Origin of the sequence: Pseudomonas quasicaspiana, from assembly GCF_021147825.1 — a bacterium.
Lineage (GTDB): Bacteria > Pseudomonadota > Gammaproteobacteria > Pseudomonadales > Pseudomonadaceae > Aquipseudomonas > Aquipseudomonas quasicaspiana.
The window spans coordinates 22,751-46,497 of record NZ_JAGTPI010000001.1; the positions used below are offsets into that span (position 1 = coordinate 22,751).

At 54.9% G+C, this 23,747-nt stretch carries 16 protein-coding genes and 3 pseudogenes; 10 read left to right on the forward strand and 9 right to left on the reverse strand.

The features are described from left to right. The first annotated feature begins 114 nt into the window (after window positions 1–114). From KDX30_RS00140 to KDX30_RS00165, 5 genes and pseudogenes are all read left to right on the forward strand, one after another. Window positions 115–903, forward strand: a pseudogene (locus tag KDX30_RS00140) (DUF2786 domain-containing protein). Between the two features lie 70 nt (window positions 904–973). Next, the gene (locus tag KDX30_RS00145) at window positions 974–1,381 is read left to right on the forward strand and encodes a hypothetical protein (RefSeq protein ID WP_231674597.1); all 408 of its coding nucleotides are present in this window, start codon (window positions 974–976) and stop codon (window positions 1,379–1,381) included. A 38-nt stretch (window positions 1,382–1,419) separates the two neighbouring features. Further along, window positions 1,420–1,847, forward strand: a pseudogene (locus KDX30_RS00150) (PAAR domain-containing protein). A gap of 3 nt (window positions 1,848–1,850) precedes the next feature. After that, window positions 1,851–2,486, forward strand: coding sequence for a hypothetical protein (locus tag KDX30_RS00155; protein ID WP_231674598.1), 636 nt, complete (start codon window positions 1,851–1,853; stop codon window positions 2,484–2,486). 194 nt (window positions 2,487–2,680) lie between these two features. Continuing rightward, a pseudogene (locus KDX30_RS00165) lies at window positions 2,681–2,929 on the forward strand (dienelactone hydrolase); the annotation flags it as partial. Between the two features lie 1,092 nt (window positions 2,930–4,021). Here KDX30_RS00165 and KDX30_RS00170 read toward each other — a convergent pair. The 5 genes from KDX30_RS00170 to KDX30_RS00190 all read right to left on the reverse strand — a co-directional run bounded on the left by KDX30_RS00170 (window position 4,022) and on the right by KDX30_RS00190 (window position 10,120). After that, window positions 4,022–5,641, reverse strand: a complete 1,620-nt coding sequence (locus KDX30_RS00170; protein ID WP_231674599.1) for a methyl-accepting chemotaxis protein — start codon at window positions 5,639–5,641, stop codon at window positions 4,022–4,024. A gap of 218 nt (window positions 5,642–5,859) precedes the next feature. After that, on the reverse strand, window positions 5,860–7,020 hold the full coding sequence (locus tag KDX30_RS00175; RefSeq protein WP_231674600.1) for an L-talarate/galactarate dehydratase: 1,161 nt from the start codon (window positions 7,018–7,020) through the stop codon (window positions 5,860–5,862). 37 nt (window positions 7,021–7,057) lie between these two features. Further along, on the reverse strand, window positions 7,058–8,578 hold the full coding sequence (locus tag KDX30_RS00180) for a tripartite tricarboxylate transporter permease (RefSeq protein ID WP_231674601.1): 1,521 nt from the start codon (window positions 8,576–8,578) through the stop codon (window positions 7,058–7,060). 11 nt (window positions 8,579–8,589) lie between these two features. Further along, complete coding sequence (locus tag KDX30_RS00185; protein ID WP_231674602.1) at window positions 8,590–9,081, reverse strand: tripartite tricarboxylate transporter TctB family protein; 492 nt, start codon at window positions 9,079–9,081, stop codon at window positions 8,590–8,592. A gap of 64 nt (window positions 9,082–9,145) precedes the next feature. Beyond that, window positions 9,146–10,120: a tripartite tricarboxylate transporter substrate binding protein gene (locus KDX30_RS00190; RefSeq protein WP_137203322.1), complete on the reverse strand. Its 975-nt coding sequence runs from the start codon at window positions 10,118–10,120 to the stop codon at window positions 9,146–9,148. A gap of 732 nt (window positions 10,121–10,852) precedes the next feature. Between KDX30_RS00190 and KDX30_RS00195 the strand changes: the two genes are divergently transcribed. Together KDX30_RS00195 and KDX30_RS00200 are read left to right on the forward strand one after the other, a co-directional pair. Continuing rightward, window positions 10,853–12,187 (forward strand): MFS transporter, encoded by a 1,335-nt coding sequence (locus KDX30_RS00195; RefSeq protein ID WP_231674603.1) that lies wholly within the window; start codon window positions 10,853–10,855, stop codon window positions 12,185–12,187. Between the two features lie 45 nt (window positions 12,188–12,232). Further along, window positions 12,233–13,651 (forward strand): FAD-binding oxidoreductase, encoded by a 1,419-nt coding sequence (locus tag KDX30_RS00200; RefSeq protein ID WP_231674604.1) that lies wholly within the window; start codon window positions 12,233–12,235, stop codon window positions 13,649–13,651. Between the two features lie 41 nt (window positions 13,652–13,692). Here KDX30_RS00200 and nhaA read toward each other — a convergent pair whose 3' ends face one another. Continuing rightward, window positions 13,693–15,042: a Na+/H+ antiporter NhaA gene (nhaA, locus tag KDX30_RS00205; protein WP_231674605.1), complete on the reverse strand. Its 1,350-nt coding sequence runs from the start codon at window positions 15,040–15,042 to the stop codon at window positions 13,693–13,695. A 493-nt stretch (window positions 15,043–15,535) separates the two neighbouring features. Next, the gene (locus tag KDX30_RS00210; RefSeq protein WP_231674606.1) at window positions 15,536–16,858 is read right to left on the reverse strand and encodes a chloride channel protein; all 1,323 of its coding nucleotides are present in this window, start codon (window positions 16,856–16,858) and stop codon (window positions 15,536–15,538) included. 236 nt (window positions 16,859–17,094) lie between these two features. Here KDX30_RS00210 and KDX30_RS00215 point away from each other — a divergent pair, with 236 nt between their 5' ends. From KDX30_RS00215 to KDX30_RS00225, 3 genes are all read left to right on the forward strand, one after another. After that, window positions 17,095–17,565: a DUF1850 domain-containing protein gene (locus KDX30_RS00215; protein ID WP_231674607.1), complete on the forward strand. Its 471-nt coding sequence runs from the start codon at window positions 17,095–17,097 to the stop codon at window positions 17,563–17,565. A gap of 490 nt (window positions 17,566–18,055) precedes the next feature. Further along, window positions 18,056–19,726 carry a BCCT family transporter gene (locus KDX30_RS00220; protein WP_231674608.1) on the forward strand — a complete coding sequence of 557 codons (1,671 nt, stop codon included), beginning with the start codon at window positions 18,056–18,058 and terminating at the stop codon, window positions 19,724–19,726. 100 nt (window positions 19,727–19,826) lie between these two features. Further along, window positions 19,827–20,939, forward strand: a complete 1,113-nt coding sequence (locus tag KDX30_RS00225) for a mechanosensitive ion channel family protein (protein ID WP_231674609.1) — start codon at window positions 19,827–19,829, stop codon at window positions 20,937–20,939. A gap of 128 nt (window positions 20,940–21,067) precedes the next feature. On the opposite strand, the gene KDX30_RS00230 is transcribed toward KDX30_RS00225, so the two are convergent. Both KDX30_RS00230 and KDX30_RS00235 read right to left on the reverse strand, forming a co-directional pair. After that, window positions 21,068–21,790 (reverse strand): 3'-5' exonuclease, encoded by a 723-nt coding sequence (locus KDX30_RS00230; RefSeq protein WP_231674610.1) that lies wholly within the window; start codon window positions 21,788–21,790, stop codon window positions 21,068–21,070. Continuing rightward, window positions 21,787–23,667, reverse strand: coding sequence for a DUF294 nucleotidyltransferase-like domain-containing protein (locus KDX30_RS00235; RefSeq protein ID WP_231674611.1), 1,881 nt, complete (start codon window positions 23,665–23,667; stop codon window positions 21,787–21,789). Before KDX30_RS00235 ends, KDX30_RS00230 begins: the two co-directional genes overlap by 4 nt. Window positions 23,668–23,747 lie beyond the last annotated feature (80 nt).

The window sequence follows — 23,747 nt, forward strand, 5'->3', positions numbered from 1 at the left end:
CATTTTTGCAGTGCTCCAGCGCATTTGAGGCTGAAGTGTCTGCGACCTCTAAACCCCGTTCCACTTGGGGTTTTTCCAACTCAACGAATCACGCCACACCGGCGAGGATGATCTATGTCCGAACAACCGATTGACCAGAAGAAGCTAGAGCGAGCCATCCGCAAAATCAAACACTGCTTGGCACTCGCTCAAAGCTCCAACGAGAACGAAGCGGCAACGGCAACGGCAATGCGCCAGGCGCAAGCGCTGATGCGCGAGTACCAGTTGAGCGAAACGGACGTTAAGTTGAGCGACGTCGGCGAAGTTGAATCGTCGATGTCGCGCGCTGAAAGACGGCCGGTCTGGGACCGGAACTTGAGCGCGATGGTCGCGCAAGTCTTCAACTGCAAAGCATTGCGGTACCAACACTGGTGCAATACCAAGCGTCGCCGCGTTGAGCGCGCAGTATTCGTTGGCGTCAACCCCTCTCAGCATATCGCATTGTATGCGTACGAAACCCTGCTCGCGAAGCTCACACAAGCCCGAAGCGAATACTCGTCCGGCGTGCGCGCTGGTCGGCACCGCCGCAGCTATTCACCAGCAACAGCTGGCGACCATTTCGCAATCGCTTGGGTCAACGAGGTCCACAGCAAGCTGCATGCCCTGGTCCCTCGCGGCGAGGAAGGTCAACTGCTTGAGCAGAAACAGGCCGGATAAGAGCTGGTAGCGGTGGAAGCGCAGTACCAGCCCCTAATCGCTGAATACCTCGCCGACAAGAAGGTCGGTGAAGCACGTAAAGCCAAGGAAGCGGAGCTTGATCTGAACGCACAGATCGCCGGAATGCTCGCCGGACGAAGGGTCGAGCTGCATGCCGGGCTTGCCTCGGGAACCGAAGAGCTACTCGCGCTATCCGCCAGCGCCTAAAACAAACCACCGGCGAGGGCACAGATGAACCCCTACCTGGTCACAGGCCCGGTCCAGATCGGGCTGAGTGGTGGCCGAACCAGCGGCCACATGGCCTGGAACATACTGGAAGCACACGACTGTAAATGTCGTTGCCAACGCTGACACCTATCGTTTCTGCTTCGTAGAAAAGAACCGGATCGACGCGTTTTCCAGAATCGCCGCACGCCCCAATGCCCAACGAGCGGAACTCATTGCCACTCTCTTCGGCATGGATCAGTTCAATGAGTTCGTGGGCCATTTCAATGAGAGCATCGATGCGCAGCTTATCCTTCTCGGCGAACAACAGACCACATTGACTGCTCGCAGAAATGCGTTGGCAGCAGATAGAATGACCGTTGAAAATGAAGCGGCGTCGCTGCACGAAAACCATCCAACGTATAGTCCGGTGCTTTTCCGGCGCGTCTATCAAACACAGTCTCCCCATCTGACATCTTGAAACGGGACTTCCCATGAGCGGAAAAACCTGCCGCACGCATCACAGACCCCACTAGTTGCCCTCTCCCGGGACATGGCACTAATCCAATGGTCAGTGGCTCCCCCGATGTGAATTTTGATGGACTTGCTGCCGCTCGGATGACCGACAAATCCGCCTGTGGAAGTCCAATCACGGGAGGAGTCAGCTAAACTGTCTTCATCAACGGCTTGAACGCTGCTACGAAAGACAGCACTGGCGGTCACGGCAATGTCGTAGTGGGTGGTTCCGGGACAGTCACCATTGGCGACACTTTCGTACCAGCACCTTTCAGCGGCCTGCTGCCGATGCCCGTGCACTTTAGCGACAAGATCAAATTAATCGACGCGCTAACGCCAGCTTCGAATATGGAACCAGTGATTCGATGGGATTCACACACGTCGTGAGTTCACACTTGGCAGCAACCATAAAACTATTTCTGGAAGATTGAAAAATGGCAGCAGAGCAAGTCAATCTTCCCAATGGCAACACCGCGAGCTTGGCAGTAACGCCGACTTTGACAGTTGTGAATGACCAGACTGTCAAGACGGCACCCGTTCCAGTAAAGAAGGCTATGAACATACTCCGTAGCGTCACTTGCTTCGCAATACTTCTCTGCACTGGCTGTGCAAAAACGGCCAACATTCCACCAACCGACCTAACGTTATCGTCTTTCGGGCCTGGCCCCAGCAACCTGTTTACTGCCCGCTTTAGCTCTACGGTGGATTTGCAGAACGCTTTCAATGACTACGAAAATTCCAATCAGCTCACACCTACCCTGATCTGCTCTCTCAACCAAGACATGGAATTTTCGTCGGAGCATTCAATAGCTATAAAAGCCGAAGGACGGGTGGCCGCGGACAGTAAAACGAAACCCAATTATAAGTTTTCTTCCGAGCTTATCTTTTACTACACCAATCCGAATGGAACTCAACGCGACTTGAATGACTATGACTCCTTCAAGCCCCTGCTTGCGTCGCAAACTTCAATTCCATGCAAGGTCCGCATCACCGCCTATGGGTATAAAGCCTATTACACTAATACGTTACTCATCCCCTCCAGGCTCATGATTGAGAAGATGTTTAAATAAACATCGTAAAAGACTGGGCGGTTGAACACAACGCTCAGGACTTGCGGTTGATGGTCTGGCCTTTCCGTTCAATGTACGCGCTGCGCGGATGTACGCCGAGTTCGGGTTCGAGAACCGTGCATACGAAATGGGAATGCGCCTGACGACGGATTGAAGTTCTCCATCAGTTGATCCAGTCAAGGAAAATAAAAACAATGAAAAAAGCTTTCATCACCCTGCTTCTGATCTGTCTCTCCGGCCGCGCAATCGCTGACGGCAACCCTATCGGCTTCCAGTCCTCGACCCTGCCAGACGCGCACAACGAGCGTGCGCTGGAGATGGTAGTCTGGTACCCAAGTGCAACCTCTGCCAAACCGCAATTGATCGCCGACAGCCCAGTGTTCGTTGGTGCCCTCGCCGTACGCAATGCGCCAGCGGCTGCCGGCGAACATCCGTTTGCTCTCCGGGGGACGGAATGATTTGCCAGGATGGCGACGACGGGCGATCACGTGAGGTGATTCATCAACAAGTGACGTCGCTGATTAGCGAATTTCTGGGTCCGGCGCCTCGTAATGAGCGGTAGCCTCACGTCGGTAGGTTTTTGACTATCGTATTCCAGCATATCGACCTGCCGAAGCTGCCGAAACAGGCTTTTCCCTATTTCGACAGGCCATAACATCAAGTGAGGGAGCGGCATGCCAGTCATCCGTGAAGAACAGATGAAGTGTTAGAGCTGGACAGCATGCAGCAACTCAAGCGAAGGCTAAGTGCGCGCCTTCCAATGTTCGAGGTTGAACAATTCGATTTATCCGCGTTAATTGAGCGCATTTCTATAGTCGGCTTGATCTAAATACCTCGCAGAGGTGGCCATCCGCAAGGGGTTGAAAGGAGCCTGTGAGGCAAGCCTCTTTCGGCCCCACCCCGGAAGTCCAAAGCTACCTCCGGGAAGACCAATACTGCCCTAGCGGTCCCGCTAGAGGCGTTACACTGGAAATCACAAAGCGTCATACTGAATTTCAGCCAAAATATTCGTTTATGTGGAACTCTACAATCGCGGGCGTACGGGGGCAGAATTGGGGGCACATCTGAGGGCCTGCTTTGGATGGTTTGAAAAGGATGCCCCCAGCCTGATACTCAACAATCTCCTTCTCGAAAAATCACCTGCGACAGCTTCCTACCTTCATTGAATGTAGATATCGTACGTATTCCCAGCAGAATGCATGGCACATTTATACCCAGATAACGTAATACATAAAGGTAACCCGCGCTCGGGCTGCGCCCCATTCTCAGAGTTACTTTGAGCTTAGGCTCGTACGCCGCGAGGACCGCAAATTACCAAATGGAAATTCCGTGAATAATACGCTCACGTTGTAGACGCTTCACGATTGTCATAAAACATCCCTAAGCACTAGAGGAGTAGTAACGTCCGTTAAAGCATCATTGTGGGTTATTAATCGTCGTGAACGGGATTCACCGAGGATCAATTGAAGTATTTATGAGTCTGGATCAGCGTACGTTCGCCGATCCGCAGCTCATATCAGTTCATATAAAAATAGTCACACGACGAATCGGTTTACCAGCTGATTCAGATTAACTGCTAGCTTGGACATTTCGCCGCACGCACTGGCCGTTTGACTAGCCCCTGCTGCACTCTGGGTTGCCAGCTCGCGAATGCTGACTAGATTGCGGTCAACCTCACGCGCCACATGCGATTGCTCTTCAGAGGCGGTCGCGATCAGCAGGTTACGTTCGTTGATCTGAACAATGGCCGTGGCGATTTGATCCAGCGAGGTACTGGCCTCCTGGGCGACGCCCAGTGATTCAGTCGCCAGATCCCTGCTCGTATTCATCGCCTTCACCGCCTGATCAGATTCGTTCTGAATGGCAGCGATCATTTGCTCGATTTCCTGAGTCGACACCTGCGTGCGATGGGCCAATGCCCTCACTTCGTCAGCCACCACCGCAAACCCACGGCCTTGCTCGCCTGCTCGTGCAGCCTCGATCGCAGCGTTCAACGCCAACAGGTTGGTCTGCTCGGCAATCGCCCGAATGACTTCGACAACTTTACTGATGCCCTGAGCACGATCTGACAACCCTTGAATCTGTTCACTCGTGTTTTCAACGTTACCGTTCAGCTTTTGAATGGACTTCAGCGTCTGCGCCACCCGCACCTGACCGACCTCGGTATAACCCTGAGTACGCTTGGACTCTTCGGACGCCGACTCTGCGTTGCGAGCAACCTCATCAACGGCCGCGCTCATTTCCGTGACCGCTGTTGCCGCTTGATTGACCTCATCGTTCTGGGCAACAAGGCCGCGACTCGATTCCTCAGTGACTGCCGTCATCTCCTCTGACGCCGAGGCCAGTTGGGTGGATGAATCAGAGATCTGCATGATCGTGTTGCGCAGGTTCGTTTGCATCTGTGCGAGCGCTTTCAACAGTCGCCCGGCTTCATCAGTGCCGCTGACCTGTATCTCTTTAGAGAGATCACTGGCCGCGATGCGTTCAGCGACGGACAGGGCATCGTTGATGGGCGACGTAATACTTTTCGTCAGCAGCATGGCCAACCCGACCGTCAGGACAACAACGCCCGCAATAATGCCTATAACCAGCAAGAGACCTTCATTGTAAAGATCGGTAGCGTTCTGCCCGGCCTTCGCTGCGCCTTCGTTGTTAAAGGTGGTCAGATCCTTGATCTGTTGTTCCATCGTATTAGTCAGCGGACGGATGCCTGTACTTACCAGGCTGACCGCAGCCGCAATGTCACCCTGCCGCATCAGCGGTTCGAGAAGATCCAATTGCCTGGAGTACGCATCAGCGCTGTTTTTTACCTGCGTATAAAACGTGCGCTCGCTGTCTTCCCCGACGAGGGAATCGTACTGCGCCACAGCATCGGTGAACGCCTTACGGTAGCCAGGGAAGTGTTCAATTGTCTTTTGAATGGACTGAGGGTCGGCAAGACCACGCTGTGTTTCGAGCCTCAAGCGAAGCACCGTAGCATTCATCAATGCCGTCTGTCGGATGCTGGCCATCCAGTTCAGTTCGACTTCCTTTTCCGAGTCCCTTAGCTTGCCCATCTGCACCACGGCAAACACGCCAAGCACAGAGACCAACGCAATAATCAACGCGAAAAACAGGGCCGCGCGTGGTGCTACGTTGAGATTTCTAAGACGCATATAACAGTCCTATTTTCTAGCTAATAGTTGACGTACTCCAAAGGCTATCGACTCAAAGTTAAAAACTTTTAGGCTTGCGTTGACCGGAGGCTTTCGGCCGAAATTTTCGAAAATTGATCAGTCGCCCAGACGGCAACTTCAAATCGTTACGAGCCTGAATGCACGGGGACTAAATCGGCCGCCCGATGTGCAACACACACCGGGTGACCAAAGTTTATTCAAGGACGAGTGCCAACTTCGGCTTCTTGCGCGGTCCACGGTTTGACCTGCTCGCTGAGTGTCAGGCCCAAGCCCGGACGCTTAGGAACCAGCATGCGGCCGTCACGGGTTTCCAGGCGCTCGTTGAAGAGCGGCTCAAGCCATTCGAAATGTTCGACCCACGGCTCGGTGGGGTACGCAGCCGCCAAGTGGACGTGTAGCTCCATGGCAAAATGCGGAGCCAACATAAGTCCCGCTTGCTCGGCCATTGAGGCGACCTTAAGGTAAGGGGTAATGCCACCTACTCGTGGTGCATCAGGCATCAGGAAGTCAGCGCCGCGATGCTTGATAAACTCGGCGTGCTCGGCAACGCTGGTAAGCATTTCACCCGTGGCAATAGGCGTATCGAATTGTTGAGCCAGAGCGGCGTGGCCCTCAGCGTCATAGCAATCCAGCGGCTCCTCAATCCAGATCAGGTTGTACTCTTCGAATTGGCGGCACATTCGCTGGGCAGTCGGGCGGTCCCATTGCTGGTTGGCATCAACCATCAGAGGGAAGTTGTCTCCTAGATGTTTGCGCACGTTGCTGACACGCTCTATATCGATGGCACAATCCGGCTGTCCGACTTTCAGTTTGATACCACCAATGCCCTTTTCACGTGACAGATCGGTGTTCTTCATCAACTGGTCAAGCGGAGTGTGAAGGAAACCGCCCGAGGTGTTGTAGCAGCGTATCGAATCACGTTCTGCGCCGAGCAATCGGGCTAGCGACAAGTTGGCGCGCTTGGCTTTCAAATCCCACAGTGCCACGTCGAAGGCACCAATGGCCTGAGTGGACATGCCGCTGCGGCCTACCGACGCACCGGCCCAGCAAAGTTTGGTCCAAAGCTTGGAAATGTCACTTGGGTTCTCCCCAATAAGCGCCGGGGCGATTTCCTTGGCATGTGCAAATTGACCCGGCCCGCCTGCACGCTTGGAGTAGCTGAAACCAAGGCCACGGTTACCATCAACGGTTTCGATTTCAGCGAACAGGATGGCGATCTCGGTCATCGGCTTTTGCCGTCCCGTTAGCACTTTGGCATCGCTGATGGGGTTGGCCAGAGGGAGAATTACCGAGGATACCCGAACCCAGGCAATACGATCCTCGTCGGAGGACTTGATAGATTCTTGTTGTGCAAGCATGGAGCTCTCCTTAGCAGTGATGAAGTCTTGAAAGAGATCAAGTGCGCAGAATCTCGTCGATCGCACTCTTCTTCGGACGCATGGCGCTGTAGACCTGCCAGATGATGAAAACCAGCGCCAGACCCAGGAATGAGGCGGCGATGGGGTTGGCAAGAAATGCCAGGAAATTGCCATCCGAAAGCATCAGTCCACGACGCAGGTTGGTTTCAGCCATAGGCCCCAGAATGAAACCGATAATAAAAGGTGCTGCGGGCATGCCTGCCTTGACGAAGCCATAGCCAAGGACACCGAACAACAAAATCGACCAGACATCGAACAGGCGGCTGGACAAGCCAAAAGCTCCGACGACACAGAGCACCAGAATGATCGGCAGCAAAATGTGTTTGGGCACATCCAGCAGTTTGATGAACAGGCGCAGGCCGTAGAATTCCATGAATAGCATCATGAAGGTGGCGACGATCAATGCAGCAAAGATCGTGTACACCAGCGGACCCTGGCTGATAAATAGCAGCGGCCCTGGCTGGATACCGTGTATCAGAAAACCGCCCAGCATGATCGCGGTAACGGTGTCACCGGGAATCCCCAGAGTCATCAGAGGCATCATTGCGCCGCCGATACCTGCGTTGTTAGCCGTCTCACTGGCCACGACCCCACCGATGTTGCCTTTGCCGTACGAGTCTGGGTCCTTGGCGCGCTTTTTGGCGATGATATACGCCACCAGATTTGAAGTGCCCGCACCAATGCCCGGCAAAATGCCAATCCCCAAGCCTATTAGCCCGGAGCGAAAAGCATTGGGAATTTGCTGACGAAACTCTTTGAGTGAGAAGCCGAAGCCTTTGATGTTTTTCATGCTGACTGAGCGCGCCTTGCCTTGTTTGGCGTGTCGGCCGTTTTCCGCAAGCTTGATAATCTCGGCCACCGCAAACATGCCGATCATTACCGTGAGCATGGAAAAGCCACCGTTCAGTTCAGGGAAGCCGAAGGTGAAGCGGCGGATAGCTTCAACCGGGGCGATGCCCACGGTAGAAACGGCAAAGCCCAATGCGCCTGCGAATAACCCTTTGGCCATGGACCCCGCAGACAGCGTGGCGATCAGGGTCAAGGAAAACACCGCGATCGCAAAATATTCATGAGGACCGAAACGTAAAGCGACCTTGGCCAGCTGCGGAGCGATGAACATTAGCGCCGCAATACTGAACAGGGTGCCCAGGAAGGAAAAGACGATGCCAATGCCCAGCGCCTTGACGCCATGGCCCTGCTCCATCAGCGGCCCACCATCGAACACCGTCGCAATTGATGAAGGTGTCCCGGGAATCTTGAGCAAGATCGCTGAAATGAGACCTCCCGAGGTGGCACCGATGAACAGCGACACCAACAACGAAAGACCGGCCTGAGGCCCCATGGTAAATGTCAGCGGCAGGCACAGTGCGACGGCCATGGTGGCAGACAAACCGGGCACGGCACCGAAGACGATGCCCACGGCCACGCCGATGGCCATGAGCAACATGATATTGATTGAGAAAACAGCACCGAAGCCTTGCTGTAACAAGTCGAGCATGCTCGAGACTCCTAGAAGTTCATCAGGCCAGCGGGCAGCATCAAATCGAAGGCCTCGCGGAACAGCAGGTAGATGACGGCCGAGGTCGCCAAGGCGATCAGGGCGTAAGTGACGTGTCGTACCTTATGGTCGTGCGGCGTCAACACGATGAACTGCAGATACAGATAGACCACGGTCATGATCGGAAAACCGACCGGATTCATCAGCGCGATATATCCCACGATCAGCGCCAGCGTCTTGACCACGGTTTTCACATCAATCGCAGTACTCGTCTCCTCTGCATCGATCTGGGGAAGGTTGTCGGCCGGTGCTTGAGGTGTGGAAAAAGCACTGACGAGCTGTATGACGGCAAGGAGGCAGAGCATCCCCGCCAACAGCGCTGGAACGAAAGCGGCATCGATACCGGAGTGAGTCGGTAGTTTGAGCGTCATCAGTAAGTAGGCTAGCGCGGTGCCAAGCATGGCAGCGCCAATAATCAGCTCTTTTTTCTTGCAAGTAGCCATCGAAAAACCTCGGTTAATAGTCCAAGCGACACGGGCTGGCGATGAGGCCAGCCCTTCTCAGGTTTCACTTGGTGCGCAGAGCATCCTTGAATTGCATGAAGTCATCGCGGGTCTTGGCGAGGATTTTCTTGGACTCTTCGGTCCCGTAATAGGCAACCGGCTGCTTGAACTTCTTCAGTTCCTCGGCATATTCGGGCATTTCGCTGATCTGTTTCATGATGTCAGCCATCTTGCCCACAATCGCTACGTCAGTGCCCTTCGGGAACGCTACGACATAAGGCTTGTCGATGGTGAAGTCGACACCTTGCTCCTTGAAGGTCGGGACGTTACCCAGCATAGCGTTGCGTTCGTCATTAGGCTGGCCCAGAGCAACCATTTGCCCGCCGTTGACGTAGTCTTGTACCGAGCCGTAACTGATGGCGCCTAGGTCGATGCGCGCGCCAAGTAGCGCGACAACTTTCTCCGATACGGTGCCGGCATCAACCATCTTCAGTTTGACGCCGGTGATTTTCTCGAACATCAGGCCCTGAATATGCGAGAAGTTACCCATCTCGGTGCCGTAGGTAACGCTTTCTGGCTTGGCCTTGGCCTTGGCGATCAGGTCCTTGACGCTGGTCACTCCGGATTGAGTAGAGGCCACGAATACCGCGCCCTTGTCGACCCCGGCGATGCACGAGATATCAAACGCTTCGAAGCTGTCATCAGAGAGCCCCGCCACTTCGTTAACGATCAGTTGCCCTGGATGCGTGAAGAGGATCGTGTTCCCGTCCGCTGCCGCACTTTTTACCTGCTCAGCCGCCAGCGTGCCACCGCCTCCGGCAACGTTTGTCACCACCATGGTCTTGCCGGTGATCTTGTTGAAATACTTAGCCATCATGCGTGCGTTGAAGTCGGTATCGCCGCCGGGGTTGGCGATGACGACAACTTGCACCGGGCGAGTTGGCCATTTCACATCTGCTGCGAAGGCCATGCTGTTTGAGGTGATAGCACCCATGCCAACAAGTGCAGAAAGGAGAGAGACGCGAAGTGTTTTTATCATTGGAATGCTCCGGTTTTAAAAAGCTGACCGAACGTGTGGGCTCGGCGAAGTTGTAACTCTTTATGTCGGCACACCGAATTACATACGGGTGACCGCTATTAGGGGTGGGTGCATTAGGCGTTCAAGGCGTTCCCCGTCATTGCGCAGGTCGCTACTGCACAAATCAGAAACAGTGAATCGACCGCTGATAAATGAACGCACAGTGGCCCGCGAACTGCTGGTTGGCAAAGACCTGTGTGTGGAGAATTGGAAATGCTGAGCGCCCTGCTCTGCCGGGCTTTGCAGCCAAACGACGGCATGGTCTGGGCGTGAACATAGATGGGGAATCAAGGAATACTGCGTGCTGCTTTCAAGACGCGCGACGAGGGTCGTCAGCATGATCTGAGCCTCAATTATTATTATTTTTTGTCATATGTTGTCATATGACTTGAGCTTTTCTACCAAGCAGCCGTACTGCTGTCAATGTGCGATCGGCTGGTGATAAATACCTTTCAACTGTCTGTCGTGAACTCCGATCATAGAAGCGCTATGGCTTCAGTCCCAGAATTGAAGACATTCAGGCACGAATAACTTCAGGTCAGTTAAAAGATGTGTTTTTTTGAGTCGTACGATAACTTACCCGTCTCGGACTATCCCAGCTCATGCTGACCAGGCGAGCAGGCGTCACCGGTCAGCTTCGCGGAGTCGAAAACAAAAATAACAACGTGTTCGATCATTGGAAGATCAAGCCATATGCCTGAAACCAAACCGGGCCGGGTCCGTTACTCGATCCTGCTGATGCTGTTTTTTGTCACATCAGTGACGTTCGCCGACCGCTCCAGCCTGTCCATTGCCGGTTCTGCCTTGCAGGCTGATTTAGGAATTGACGCGCTGACCCTCGGCTATATTTTCTCGGCGTTTGGCTGGGCCTACGTGATCGGCCAGATTCCTGGAGGCTGGCTGTGCGACCACTTTGGTGCGCGTCGGGTGTACGGCATCGCGCTGTTCAGTTGGTCGCTATTTACCCTGATACAGGGGTTTGTCGGCGTGTTACCGCTGAGCTGGACAATCGTCAGCCTGTTCCTCCTCAGGATGGCGGTGGGCTTTGCCGGCGCCCCCTGTTTCCCAGGTAACGCCCGGATAATTGCCGCCTGGTTTCCAAGCGCAGAGCGCGCCACGGCAACGGCCATTTCCAGTTCAGCGCAATACTCTGCCACGGCGATCTTCGCCCCCTTGATGGGCTGGGTCGTCCAGGCCATGGGCTGGCAGTACGTGTTCATCGTGCTCGGTGGATTTGGTCTGCTGTTCAGCATCCTCTGGTTCAGGGTCATCCATGGGCCACGTGAGCATCCGACGATCACCCAGGCCGAATTCAGCCATATAGCATCCGGTGGCGGATTGCTGGACCTTGAGCCTCGCATGGGTGATGCCACCGAATCGCAGTGGCGTTACCTCAAGTTGCTACTGAGCCACCGAACGCTGATAGGCCTTTACCTGGGCCAGTACTGCAACAATGCGATCACCTATTTTTTCCTGACGTGGTTCCCCGTTTATCTGGTGCAGGCGCGCGGCATGACCATCCTGTCCGCCGGTTTCTTCACCGCCTTGCCAGCGATCAGCGGTTTCGTGGGTGGCGTCCTGGGAGGTTTGATATCCGACGGTCTGCTGCGTTGGGGCTATTCCCTCACACTGGCCCGCAAGCTCCCCATCGTCTGTGGCCTGCTGCTGTCGAGCAGCATGGTGCTGTGCATTTACGTTCAGAGCGACGCAGCCGTGGTCGGGCTTATGGCCCTGGCATTCTTTGGCAAAGGCTTCGGCTCGCATGGCTGGACGCTAGTCGCCGATACCTCGCCGCGCCAGATCATCGGCCTCTCGGGCGGTCTGTTTAACACCTTCGGCAACTTGGCGGCGATCACTACGCCAATTGTGGTTGGTTATCTGGTCAGTCGCACCGGCTCGTTTGATTCGGCGTTGGTTTACGTCGCGGCCAACGCTCTGCTGGCGGTGTTTTTCTATCTGGTTGTGGTGGGCCGTATTTACCGGATTGATCTGGAGAATGGGTCGGGCGGTTCGGCCGTCAAGGATTGAACTCATCGGTTTTCATTTTGGGCTAACAATAAGAAGGAACGTGTCATGAGTCATGTGAGCGAAGCATTGATACAAGCACTTGAGCAGGTAGTCGGCTCACCGGGCCTGATCCAGGACCCAGAGCGCATGCAGAGCTATTTGAGTGACTGGCGCAACGCCTACTGTGGCAAGGCGGCGCTGGTGGTGCGTCCAGCCAGCACCGCTGAGGTCGCTGAGGTCGTACGTTTGTGTCGAGAAGCCGGAGTGGCGCTGGTACCCCAGGGGGGTAATACAGGATTGTGCGGAGGCTCGATTCCGGACAATTCGGGCACTCAGGTCGTGTTGTCACTGACGCGCATGACCGCGATTCGCGCCATCGACGCGGCCAATGAAACCATCACTGTAGAAGCCGGGGTAATCCTGCAACGCTTGCAGGAGGCTGCCACTGAAGTGGGCCGCCTGTTTCCGCTCTCGCTGGGCGCCGAAGGCAGTTGCACTGTTGGTGGCAACCTGGCGACCAACGCAGGCGGGACCGCCGTCTTACGCTATGGCAACATGCGTGACCTCACCCTGGGGCTTGAAGTGGTGCTCGCCGATGGGCGTGTGTGGGATGGTTTGCGCGGCCTGCGCAAGGACAACACAGGTTATGACCTCAAGCACCTGTTCATAGGTTCGGAGGGAACGCTGGGAATCATCACTGCTGCCGTGCTCAAACTGTTTCCCGCAGTGCGCAGTCTGACCACTGCATGGGTGGCGTTGCCAAGCCCACAGGCAGCGGTCGACCTGATCGGCCGCATGCGCACATTGTGTGGCGATCGCCTGACCGGATTTGAACTGATGTCGCGGCAAAGCGTGGAGTTCGTTCTGCAGCACGTGGCGGGTTGCAACGATCTGTTCAACGAAGTTCACCCTTGGTACGTATTGATAGAGCTCAGTGACACCCTGATTGACGCGAATCTGGGCCAAATGCTGGAAGACGGGCTGGGCGAAGCGTTAGAACAAGGTGAAACACTAGACGCCGTAGTTGCCAGCAACGAGGCCCAGGTCGCGGCACTGTGGGCATTACGCGAAGGCATATCGGAAGCCCAGAACCATGAAGGCCCTAGCCTGAAACACGATATCAGTGTGCCCGTCAGCAGCATTCCCGCATTCATTGAGGCGACTGACCGTAAGCTCAAAGAGGCTTTTCCGGGCGTGCGAATTGTCGCTTACGGGCACGTCGGGGACGGCAACCTGCATTACAACATCAGCAAACCTGTGGGCACAGAAGATGTACCTTTCAAAGCCCATGCCGACGCGATCATGCACGTCATTTACGATGCAACAGTCGGGTTTGCAGGCAGCATCAGCGCCGAGCATGGTCTCGGACAAGCCAAGCGGGACGCCGCTCAGCACTACAAGGCGCCGCTGGAACTGGAACTGATGCGAACCCTCAAGCAAGCCCTTGACCCGGACGGTTTAATGAACCCCGGCAAACTGCTGTAACACCGGGGCCCGGCCAAAAAGCTTGGGGGTGAGATGACGTTTCAAGCTCTTTTATGAAACGTTATCTTCCCCCAAATCAAACCTATGACTGCTGCAACCGAAGAGGCGGCCAGCACGCTGAGCTTGGCGGATGACAGTAATGCAGCATCGGAAAACGCCAACGATGCAATAAAAATAGACATAGTGAAGCCAATCCCTGCCAGCAGACCAACTAGCCCTACTCCACTCCACGTCACACCATCAGGCAACTTGCAGATGTTCAGTTTGACCAGAGCAAAGCTGGCCAGCATAACGCCCAACGGTTTTCCAAGCACCAACGCCAGCATCACGCCCATAAACACCTTCTGGGAAAGCGCCTCATCCAGATTGGCGCCCGCAAAGCTCACCCCGGCGTTAGCCAGTGCGAACAGGGGCATGACGCCAAAAGCCACCCAAGGGTGCAACCCAACCTGGATTCGCTGAACGGGTGGCAGCACTTCGCGCTGCGCGTGGCGCAATTGCTTGAGTGGTTCTGCGACGGCCTGCGGATTATCTTTGGCCTGAGAAAAGCGGTCCATTAACTCATGGAAGGTCCGCCCGATTGTTTCCAGTGGACGCTCCGTTGCGGGCTTGGAGTTCACCGGGGTCATGAGCCCAAGGATCACTCCCGCCAGCGTTGGATGAACTCCAGTCTTCAGCAGGCCAAACCAGACGATGGCACCCGGCACAACATAGGCATATGCCTTGCCTATGCCCATTCGCTGTAAAACCAATACCAGCGCCAAACCGCCCAACGCGACTACCAGCCCTAGATAATCCAGGCTCTCGGTGTAAAAAATCGCGATGATCAAAATCGCGACGATGTCATCAATAATGGCCAGTGCCAACAGCAGAATCCGCACGCCACTTGGGATAGATTTCCCCAGCAAGGCGAGTACTCCGACGGCAAAAGCAATGTCAGTCGCGGTAGGCACAGCCCAGCCAGCACTCGCCTCGCTACCGTGATTAAGCAGCGTGTAGATGATCGCCGGCATCGTGACACCGCCCAGCGCCGCCCCTAAAGGCAGTGTCGCGAGTTTCATATTCGCCAGTGCGCCGTCCTTGATCTCTTGGCGGATTTCAGCGCCAACCACCAAAAAGAAGATCGTCATCAGGCCATCGTTCACCAGAAAATGAAGTGAGCGGGAGACGCTGAAATCACCCACCCCCAAGGTGACCTGCGTGTGCCAGAAATGCTCATAGGATTCGGCGACCGGACTATTGGCCCAAATCAGCGCCGCCAAGGCCGCGAGCAAAAGTACGATCCCGCTGACCGCTTCAATATGAGAGAACCGCTCCAGCGCAGAAAACGCACGTTCGGTTAAAACCTGAGGACGGGGAATAGCTGCAGAGGCCGAGTTTTTTTCAGACACGATAACGCTCCGTTGGCGGCCCGACCAACGTTTGAATTTAACCTGCGCAGTGCCGTATGCAACAACGCACCCAGCGCGATCATAAGAAGCTGGTGGATGAGATGCAAATTGCCATGGCTCAACGGGCCCTGTGTGGCATGGCTTATCCGGCGAGCGCTTACCGCCTCTGCAACACCCATGAAAGTCGCGACACAGGTTACGTAAACCACAAATCCGCTTCGCAGATCGACTCAGGCTGTAAGCTGGTTTACCTACGCGTCCTTACAGTGGAAGACCTGTTCGATGAATTCTTCGCCCCCATCCCCAGAGATGGGTGCGCCGCTACTGAAAGTGGATGTGCGCCTGATGAAGACGCTTGTCAGCCTTTCACACACTCCGAAGCTTTCCGGAAGCCGTGCGTCAAGCATGCGGATCGTCTACTCAAACACACCAATAGCGCGCTTGCTCTGCAAGAGGTTAAAAACCAACTTCGGCCCAACCGTCGGTGGTTTAGCTACTGTCTGGCCTGGCGCGACGCTGATTCATCCGCAGAGGTCTGGATAAAGCCACGAGCCAACTGCTGATACAACTCAGGCCCCATTCTTGAACTCACTGCCTTGGCGATCAGGGCGACAGCCATAAGGCTGATCACCATAGAATGGCTGTCAATCATCTCCATGACGATGATCGCGGACGTGATAGGCGACTGGGTAACAGCAGCCAAAAAACCGACCATGCATAGGGCGATCATGGGCTGCGCAGCCAGGCCGAACAGATCAGCGACGTTTGCACCTACGGCGGCACCCACGGCCAGGGCCGGGGCAAATATGCCGCCGGGAATGCCCGAGAAATAAGTCACCACCGTGGCAAGAAAACGCGTGATTGGGGCGTGCCACGGCAGGCTGATTTCGGAGGCAATGACATGGGACGTGATGCCGTAGCCACTGCCAAAAGACATGCCACCGCTTAGCCAACCCAATATCGCCACAATCAAGCCACAGATACCAGCGAACCAGACAGGATGCCGGGCGCGCCACTCCCAGACTACAAATCGACGATGTCGCTGAGGCCACAGCAGCATTCGGCTGAACAACCCGCCTAACAGCCCGCAGCCGACACCGATCGCCATCACTGGCAAGACAATATCGACATTGATGCCCTCTATGTCGAAATGACCGAAATAGTTGTAATTACCTTGCAAGGCAATTGCGACCATCCCCGACAGGATTATGGTACTGAGCAGCACCCCGCTGGTGCGGGTTTCCAGCTTGCGCCCCAGCTCTTCCACAGCGAAGGCGATGCCGGCCAGCGGGGTATTGAACGCGGCCGCAATACCTGCCGCACCGCCGGCCAGAATGAGGTCCTCAGCGCGAATGATCCGGGCGTTGGGCAAGAACCGATGAAAGAAATGCATGATCGAGGCCGCGACCTGCACGGAGGGGCCTTCGCGCCCAGCCGAAAAGCCTCCAGTCAACGCCAATGTGCCGAGCCCTATCTTGGCGAAGGCTATCCGCAGCGACACCAGACCGTCCACGCGCTTGCCCTGATGAACCAAGCGTGTCGCCGCAATCACCTGCGGGATTCCACTGCCCTGAGCACCGACAAAGAAACGTGTAGTGAGCCACACCACCAGCATGCCGATCAGTGGGGTGTAAATGAAGGGTAGCCACGGCCGCTCGGCAGCCTGTTGGGCAAATTGCGCCAGGGCCATATCGGCTAAACGAGCAAACATAACTACCAGCAGGCCCGCCATGGTTGCGGCCGCCCAAAGCGTAATACGAGTGCGCCAGCGCATCGATGCGAAACGACGGCGTATCAGTATTATCGGTTTGATCACTCGATGGCTTCCAGTTGCGGTTCAGCACTATGTGTTAGCAAGACTACCCAATTAAACGTTCACGTCCAAATCCCCAGCGCCGATGTTTGCACGCCTATGCTACCGAGACCGGACAGCTTTACGGTTCTCGCTACACACCTGCGCAGACGTTGGTTAGCAACTCGCCAACCTATTTACTGGCATCAAATCCAGCGCAATGACGCTGCATAAAGCCATAACAAGACGGGGCACTCCCAATGAGAGCAACGCCGCGCTTCACCCTTCTGGCCGGTACGGCAACCCTGGCAGTCGCAACCACCGTGGCACAGGCTGCATCGGTTTTTATCAATGTACCCACCAGTGCCACAAGCGTGGTTTATTATCCGATCGGGGTTGCCCTTTCACACATCTACGGTGAAGCAATACCGAGCGTGGAGAGTTGGCTTTTGCCCTCGGTGATTCGGTTGCCGACGCAGGGCCTGCTGTTGGGTGAGGCCCGGGTCCGTGGGGCTGGCGCGGGCATGGAGATCCCGCCAGACGCACAACTTCAAAACGGCAGCTGGCATTACCAACGTCAACTATCGCCCCTGCAGCCGCTCAAACTTGCTCGCACGCCGGAAGCTGGTGACTTCCAGCTGTGTTTCGATGGCACCTGCCACTTGATGAGCGAATGGGTAGGACTACCCAGCAGCAGTGACGCGTCAATAGAGCTCTGGAGCTGTACGTAAGACCAAAGCCGCGTCTGCGACTCACCTGACAAAAAACCGGTTGGATAAAAAGCGTGTATTAATCTGCATTAAGAAAAATTTAGTTTAAAGGACGGGCTGACCGGCCCAAAATCCTGTCGCCTTTAGAAGGCATGCCATGATTGCATATTGCCTGAGTAGGCTCTTAGCACTGCGCACGCCGCATGATTTCTCATTCAATCATCAGCTCGAATGTTCAGCGTTCTGACGGACATAAACGATCGCTTACCAGACCTGTGACCGCAGCCTGGTTTACCTCATAAAGTTGTTCTCAAGGGTGGAATGGCTTCGCTCCAGAGATTGCAACTGACACTGATCCCCCGATTGCTCGGGCGGACAACCCACACCCTCGGCATCTGACAGCCGATTGATTGTTCGATCCGACCGGGGAACCAAATATCTCGTTCTACCCTCGGAACAGCGGGCATCAATACAAATGCACGCAATGCGTGCCCTAACCAAGGAGGCTCTCATGGGTCAAAATCCAAAGGATGATCTACCCGTCAATCCTCAGCCCGTCAGTGAGGACGGCATCCCTGCTCCCAGCGGAGCCGCTAATCTCATTGATACCGACTACGTCATCGGTCAGGACAACATAAAGGGTGACTTCTCCTTTTCGCTCGATATCCATGGCAAAGTTTTCATCATTTCGGCAGCTGCAATATTGCTGTTCGTCATTCTGACATTAGCGCTACAGAATGAGGTCGAACCCCTTTTCAGCTCCATCCGCAACTGGCTGACCGGGCACCTTGCCTGGTTTTTCATGAGCGTGGCGAACGTGTTTGTTGTGCTGTGTCTGGCGTTGATTGTTTCCCCGTTGGGCAAGGTTCGCCTGGGCGGAAGAGACGCCAAGCCAGACCATACTTACATTGGTTGGTTTTCAATGCTCTTTGCCGCCGGCATGGGTATCGGACTGATGTTTTATGGCGTTGCCGAACCTATGTCGCATTACGCGGCGTCAATGGGTGGTGTCACTCTCGATGCGAATGGAGTTCGTACCGACTGGGCTCCGCTGGCAGGTGCTGCAGGCGATATGAAAGGGTCCGCCGACCTGGCGATGGCCTCAACGATCTTCCACTGGGGACTGCACCCTTGGGCGATCTACGCGATTGTCGCCCTGTCCCTCGCTCTTTTTTCTTACAACAAGGGCTTGCCGCTCTCAATACGCTCGATCTTCTATCCATTGCTGGGCGAACGTGTCTGGGGATGGCCGGGGCATATCATCGATATACTCGCGGTTTTCGCCACCCTTTTCGGATTGGCGACATCACTAGGGATCGGTGCAGAACAGGCAGCTGCGGGGATTGAGTATCTATTCGGTATCAAGTCCACGAACCTGAGCAAGGTTGTGCTGATCATTGGCATCACACTGATCGCCCTATGGTCGGTGTTGGCAGGTCTGGACAAAGGCGTGAAGCTTCTGTCGCAGATCAACATGGGTTTGGCGCTGTTGCTGCTGCTGTTCATTATTGTAGTGGGCCCGACCCTGGCAATTTTCAGCGGGTTCTTCAAGAATCTGGTGACCTACGCAGAGTACCTTCCGGCACTGTCCAACCCTTTCGGAAGAACTGACACCGAGTTCACCCAAGGCTGGACTGCCTTCTATTGGGCCTGGTGGATCAGTTGGTCGCCCTTTGTCGGGATGTTTATCGCCCGTGTCAGTCGTGGTCGAACAGTTCGAGAGTTCCTGGTCTCAGTGTTGTTGGTACCTACACTCGTTTCAGTATTGTGGATGACAACGTTCGGCGGAACGGCGATTGACCAAGCTACGGTCCAAGGATTTGTCGGTGTCAAGGATGCCGTCCTGGAGCTCAAATTGTTCGCAATGCTTGGGCATTTACCGCTCAAGGACATCACCTCGTTTCTGGGGATTATCCTGGTCATTGTCTTCTTCATTACGTCGTCTGACTCCGGGTCCCTGGTGATCGACACCATCACAGCTGGTGGCAAAGTCGACGCACCTGTTCCACAGCGCGTTTTCTGGGCAGTCATCGAAGGCGTGATCGCCATCGCTTTGTTGCTCGGTGGTGGTCTGGTGGCACTGCAGGCGATGGCAGTTTCAACCGGTCTGCCCTTCGCGATCGTGCTGATGCTGGGGTGCATTTCCCTGATCAAAGGCCTGATGTCTGAGCCTCGATCGTGATACCTGACAGGTGAGTTGACAAAATCTGAAATTAATTCGTCTGCGAGACGCGTAACTCTGCAAAGGAGTTGCGCTCTCGCGGGACACTATTGAGGGTCGCATGCTTCAGGAAACTATCGATTTTTTCATAAACTACCAAATCTTGGGCATTGCATTAGCCAATTGGGCCTTAGCGATTTTGGTGTCAACCATAAGCTTCCTGTGCGCCAGGACTGTGATTGGATTTTTCCTCAAAAAACTCCACTCGAAATCATCGCAACCCACCGCTCATATCAGCCACATCACGGTTGAAGTGTTGTCAGGGACCAGCAATACACTTCTACTGCTCGCATCCTTATTGATAGGTATCGGCGTACTGGATTTGCCTGAGCGCTGGTTGGGCAGAGTGAGCAGCCTCTGGTTTGTAGTGGCGGCGCTGCAAGTTGGCTTATGGGTGAACCGGGCTATTGCACTCGCACTCTCCCGGTACTTCAGACGTCACGGCACCCATCAGACGTTCGAAGGCAGTGCGCTGGCAACGCTGAGTCTGTGGGGGGCAAAAGTATTTCTATGGGTCATCGTCGTGATGTCCATGCTTTCAAACGTTGGCGTAAACATCACTGCCTTCGTCGCAAGCCTTGGAGTGGGCGGCATTGCAATCGCACTGGCGGTGCAGAATATATTGGCGGATGTTTTTGCGTCACTGTCTATTGCTGTAGATAAGCCTTTCGAGATTGGCGACTTTATTGTTGTCGGTTCGCTGTCCGGTACCGTGGAGCACGTAGGCCTGAAGACGACGCGCATACGCAGTCTGGGCGGCGAGCAGATTGTGATGGCCAATGCAGAGATGATTGGCAGTACGATACAAAACTACAAGCGACTCCAAGAACGTCGAATTGTATTTGAGGTCGCACTCACCTATGCCTGCTCCCCCGAACAAGCCAAAGCAGTGCCTAAATTGATTGAAAATATCGTCGGCCATCAGGACAAGGCCAGATTTGATCGCTCACACTTACGAACCTTTGGTGAAAGCGCCCTTGAGTTCGAGACGGTCTACATCGTACTCGACCCAAGTTACAACGTTTACATGGATGTCCAGCAGGAAATCAACCTTGGGATACTGGAGGCCTTTAACGAACTGCGTGTCACTTTTGCCCACCCTTCGCGCACGATTCATGTGGCTTCAGTCCCCAGTGAAAGCACGCTCGCTGTCCGTACCGACCACGCTGCTTAACTCTTAACTAACGCCGTTACTGCTGCAGTTGCCGCGCACTGTTTTCTTTTTGCTAACTGGACGGCCATAACGATATGGGAGACTACGGATCTGCATGGCAAAAAGGCTTGATCAAGCGTAGCAGTAGATCAATCCCACAGCGTCCCGATGGGAGTAGATGGGGAGTAATGGTTAGCTATCTGCGCCTGCAGCAACTCGGCAGTAGCAAGGGCATCGGTTAGTGCGTGATGCGCATGGTAGTTTGGCAGGTTATAGCGCACGCGGCTGTCAGCAAGCCTGATCGAGGGCTGAGGACGACGAAGAAGCCTGTCGAGCCATCCCGGTTTCTGTCTATGCATTCGTGCTTCCAGTTGCATGGTGTCAATGACCGGAAACTGCAGCCCTTCGCCGAGGTAACGGCGAAACGCCTGATCAAGAAAGCCTCGCTCAATATTACGGTAATGCACAACCATCACCTTCCCTGCCATCGTACCCAACAGGGCGTCCACAACCTCAGTCAGCGGGGGAGCCTGCAAAATATCGGTATGGGTTATGTGGTGGAAGGTGATTGATTGGTCACTCAGCTCTGAGGGAGGCTTAATCACCCGATAAAATGCCTGACCACAACGTACACGTTGCAAGCTGAACGGCATCAGCCCGATGCTGACAATGCTATGGGTCTGCGCATTGAGGCCGGTGGTCTCCACATCCATCGCCAGCAGTTGCACTTGTTCTATGGGTGTCTTTGCGTCAACGGCGCCAGCTTCATAGAAGCTTCGCACGCAAGGATTAATCGCGTTCTTAGCCAATGTTTGAAACCTGTCGGCCCAATCCACAGTTTCAGGTTTACTGACGGAGCGGCTATCCATCATTGCGACTGACGCCCTTTGCCCGGATAGCGAAACCGCAGAAAATTCTGCGCATTGCTCAACACCTGAAACGCCTCTTTAAGGTTGTGCCTTTCACTGGTCGAAAAGCGCTCCGGCTCGATGTAGTTATCCGGCGTCGCGCCCTGCTCCAGAGCGTCTGCTTGATGCCGGATGCGGACCATGGACAAAAACTCCAATGCGTAACGCAGATGCTCCACTGCATCGGGCTGTAAACGCTGGGTCGTGCTGATTGCATCAAGGCGATCAAACGAGTTCTGTGCCGTACTGCCGCATGCCAGAGCGTGGATGCGTATGAGGTCGGTAAGGGGCGCTGTTCCCCTGCCCTTCAAATTGATAATTCTCTTCTGCTGGCCGTCTGTTTCCACTACAAAAGTACGGAAGAATCCCAACGGCGGAGTACGGTTCAGCGCGATCCGGGCCATTGCGTTAAGAAATCCGGGATGGGTGCTGGATTTTTCCGCACACAACTGCTTGAGCTCGTGAACGAGATCAAGCTGGCCATAAACTCCATCGAGATCGAAAAAAATACAGCTGTTAAGCAGCGTCGCAGCATTTGGTTTTTCGATCCATTGCTCAAAGTAGGCCCGCCAGACCCTTAACGGCTGCCGCCACTGATCATTGGTGGCCATCACCCCACCCTTGCAGTAGCTATAACCGCACGCTGCGAGGCCATCACTGACGAATGTGGCCAGACTGTGAAAATAACCGTCATGCAGAACGGGGTCGAACCGATCATCCAGCACCAGAGCGTTGTCCTGGTCGGTCACCAGCAACTGTTCATCTCGAGCCATCGAGCCCAGCACCATGAAGCAGTAAGGTACTGGCGGCGGGCCCAGTTCTTTCTCCGCCAATTCAATCAGGCGCTGGGTAAAGGCCCGGCCAATACCTGAAATGGCGCTGCCAATCATGTGCGCCGTCGCGCCGTCCCGCACCATCCGAATGTAGGTGGCGCGAAGATCGCGGAGCAACGAGCGCAGTCCCGCGACAGACGTCTGATTGGATATGCGGTTGACCAGGTACAGGCTACTCTGGGACTCGTAACGGATGATATCCGACAGATTAATCAGCCCTAAGGTACGGCCCTTGTACACGACTGGCAGGTGATGAATATTACGCCTCAGCATGACCAGCATCGCCTCGAACACCGAGTCATCTGCCTGTATTGCTACGGGATCGCTGGACATGACTTCACTGATGGATGTAGATACCCCGCTTCGCCCCAAGGCAACCACACGGGTACGCAGGTCACGATCAGTGACGATACCGACCATCTTTGCTGCTTCGCCTTCACCCGCAGCCATAACCACCACACAAGAAACACTTTGTTCGGTCATGACTTTAGCGGCGTCATGCACCGAGGTATCGGATGCGACCCAAACCAGAGCACGAGAAATCAAAGCGCGACTTTTGAGCTGGATCAACTCGCTTGCACGGCCTTGAGCATCGACGGCGGACTTGAGTCTGGAATGGCCTTCAGCCTCAACGAAATCGGCAAAGGCATCGTGTTGCGCGCATAACTGGGCGAACACCTCTGAGGGAATAAAGTAAATCAGGCTGTCTTCCAGGGCCCGGGCAGGAAAGCGAACTTTGTTGCTGCGCAGCAAACCTGCCTGGCCAAAGATGTCTCCTTCAACAAGTCGGTTATAGAGCTCGCCATTTCTGCGATAAACCTCCACTGCCCCGCTGCGCACGTAGTGCAGGTCCTCAATGACCGCTCCCGCCTCAAGGATATCGCTGCCGGCCTTGAAATAGCTGACTTCTACGCGCTGGGCGATTGCATCCAGCGATGCCTGCGGCAGCGTATCGAAAGGTGCGAAGCGTTGAAGATGATCGCGAATCTCCAGTAACTCGATTTGCATGGAACCTCAAAGTTGATGAGCAAGGTGGGCTCTGCGAAGTACCCGGGCAGTATTAGTGCTCCAGTCATGCGCCACCAAAT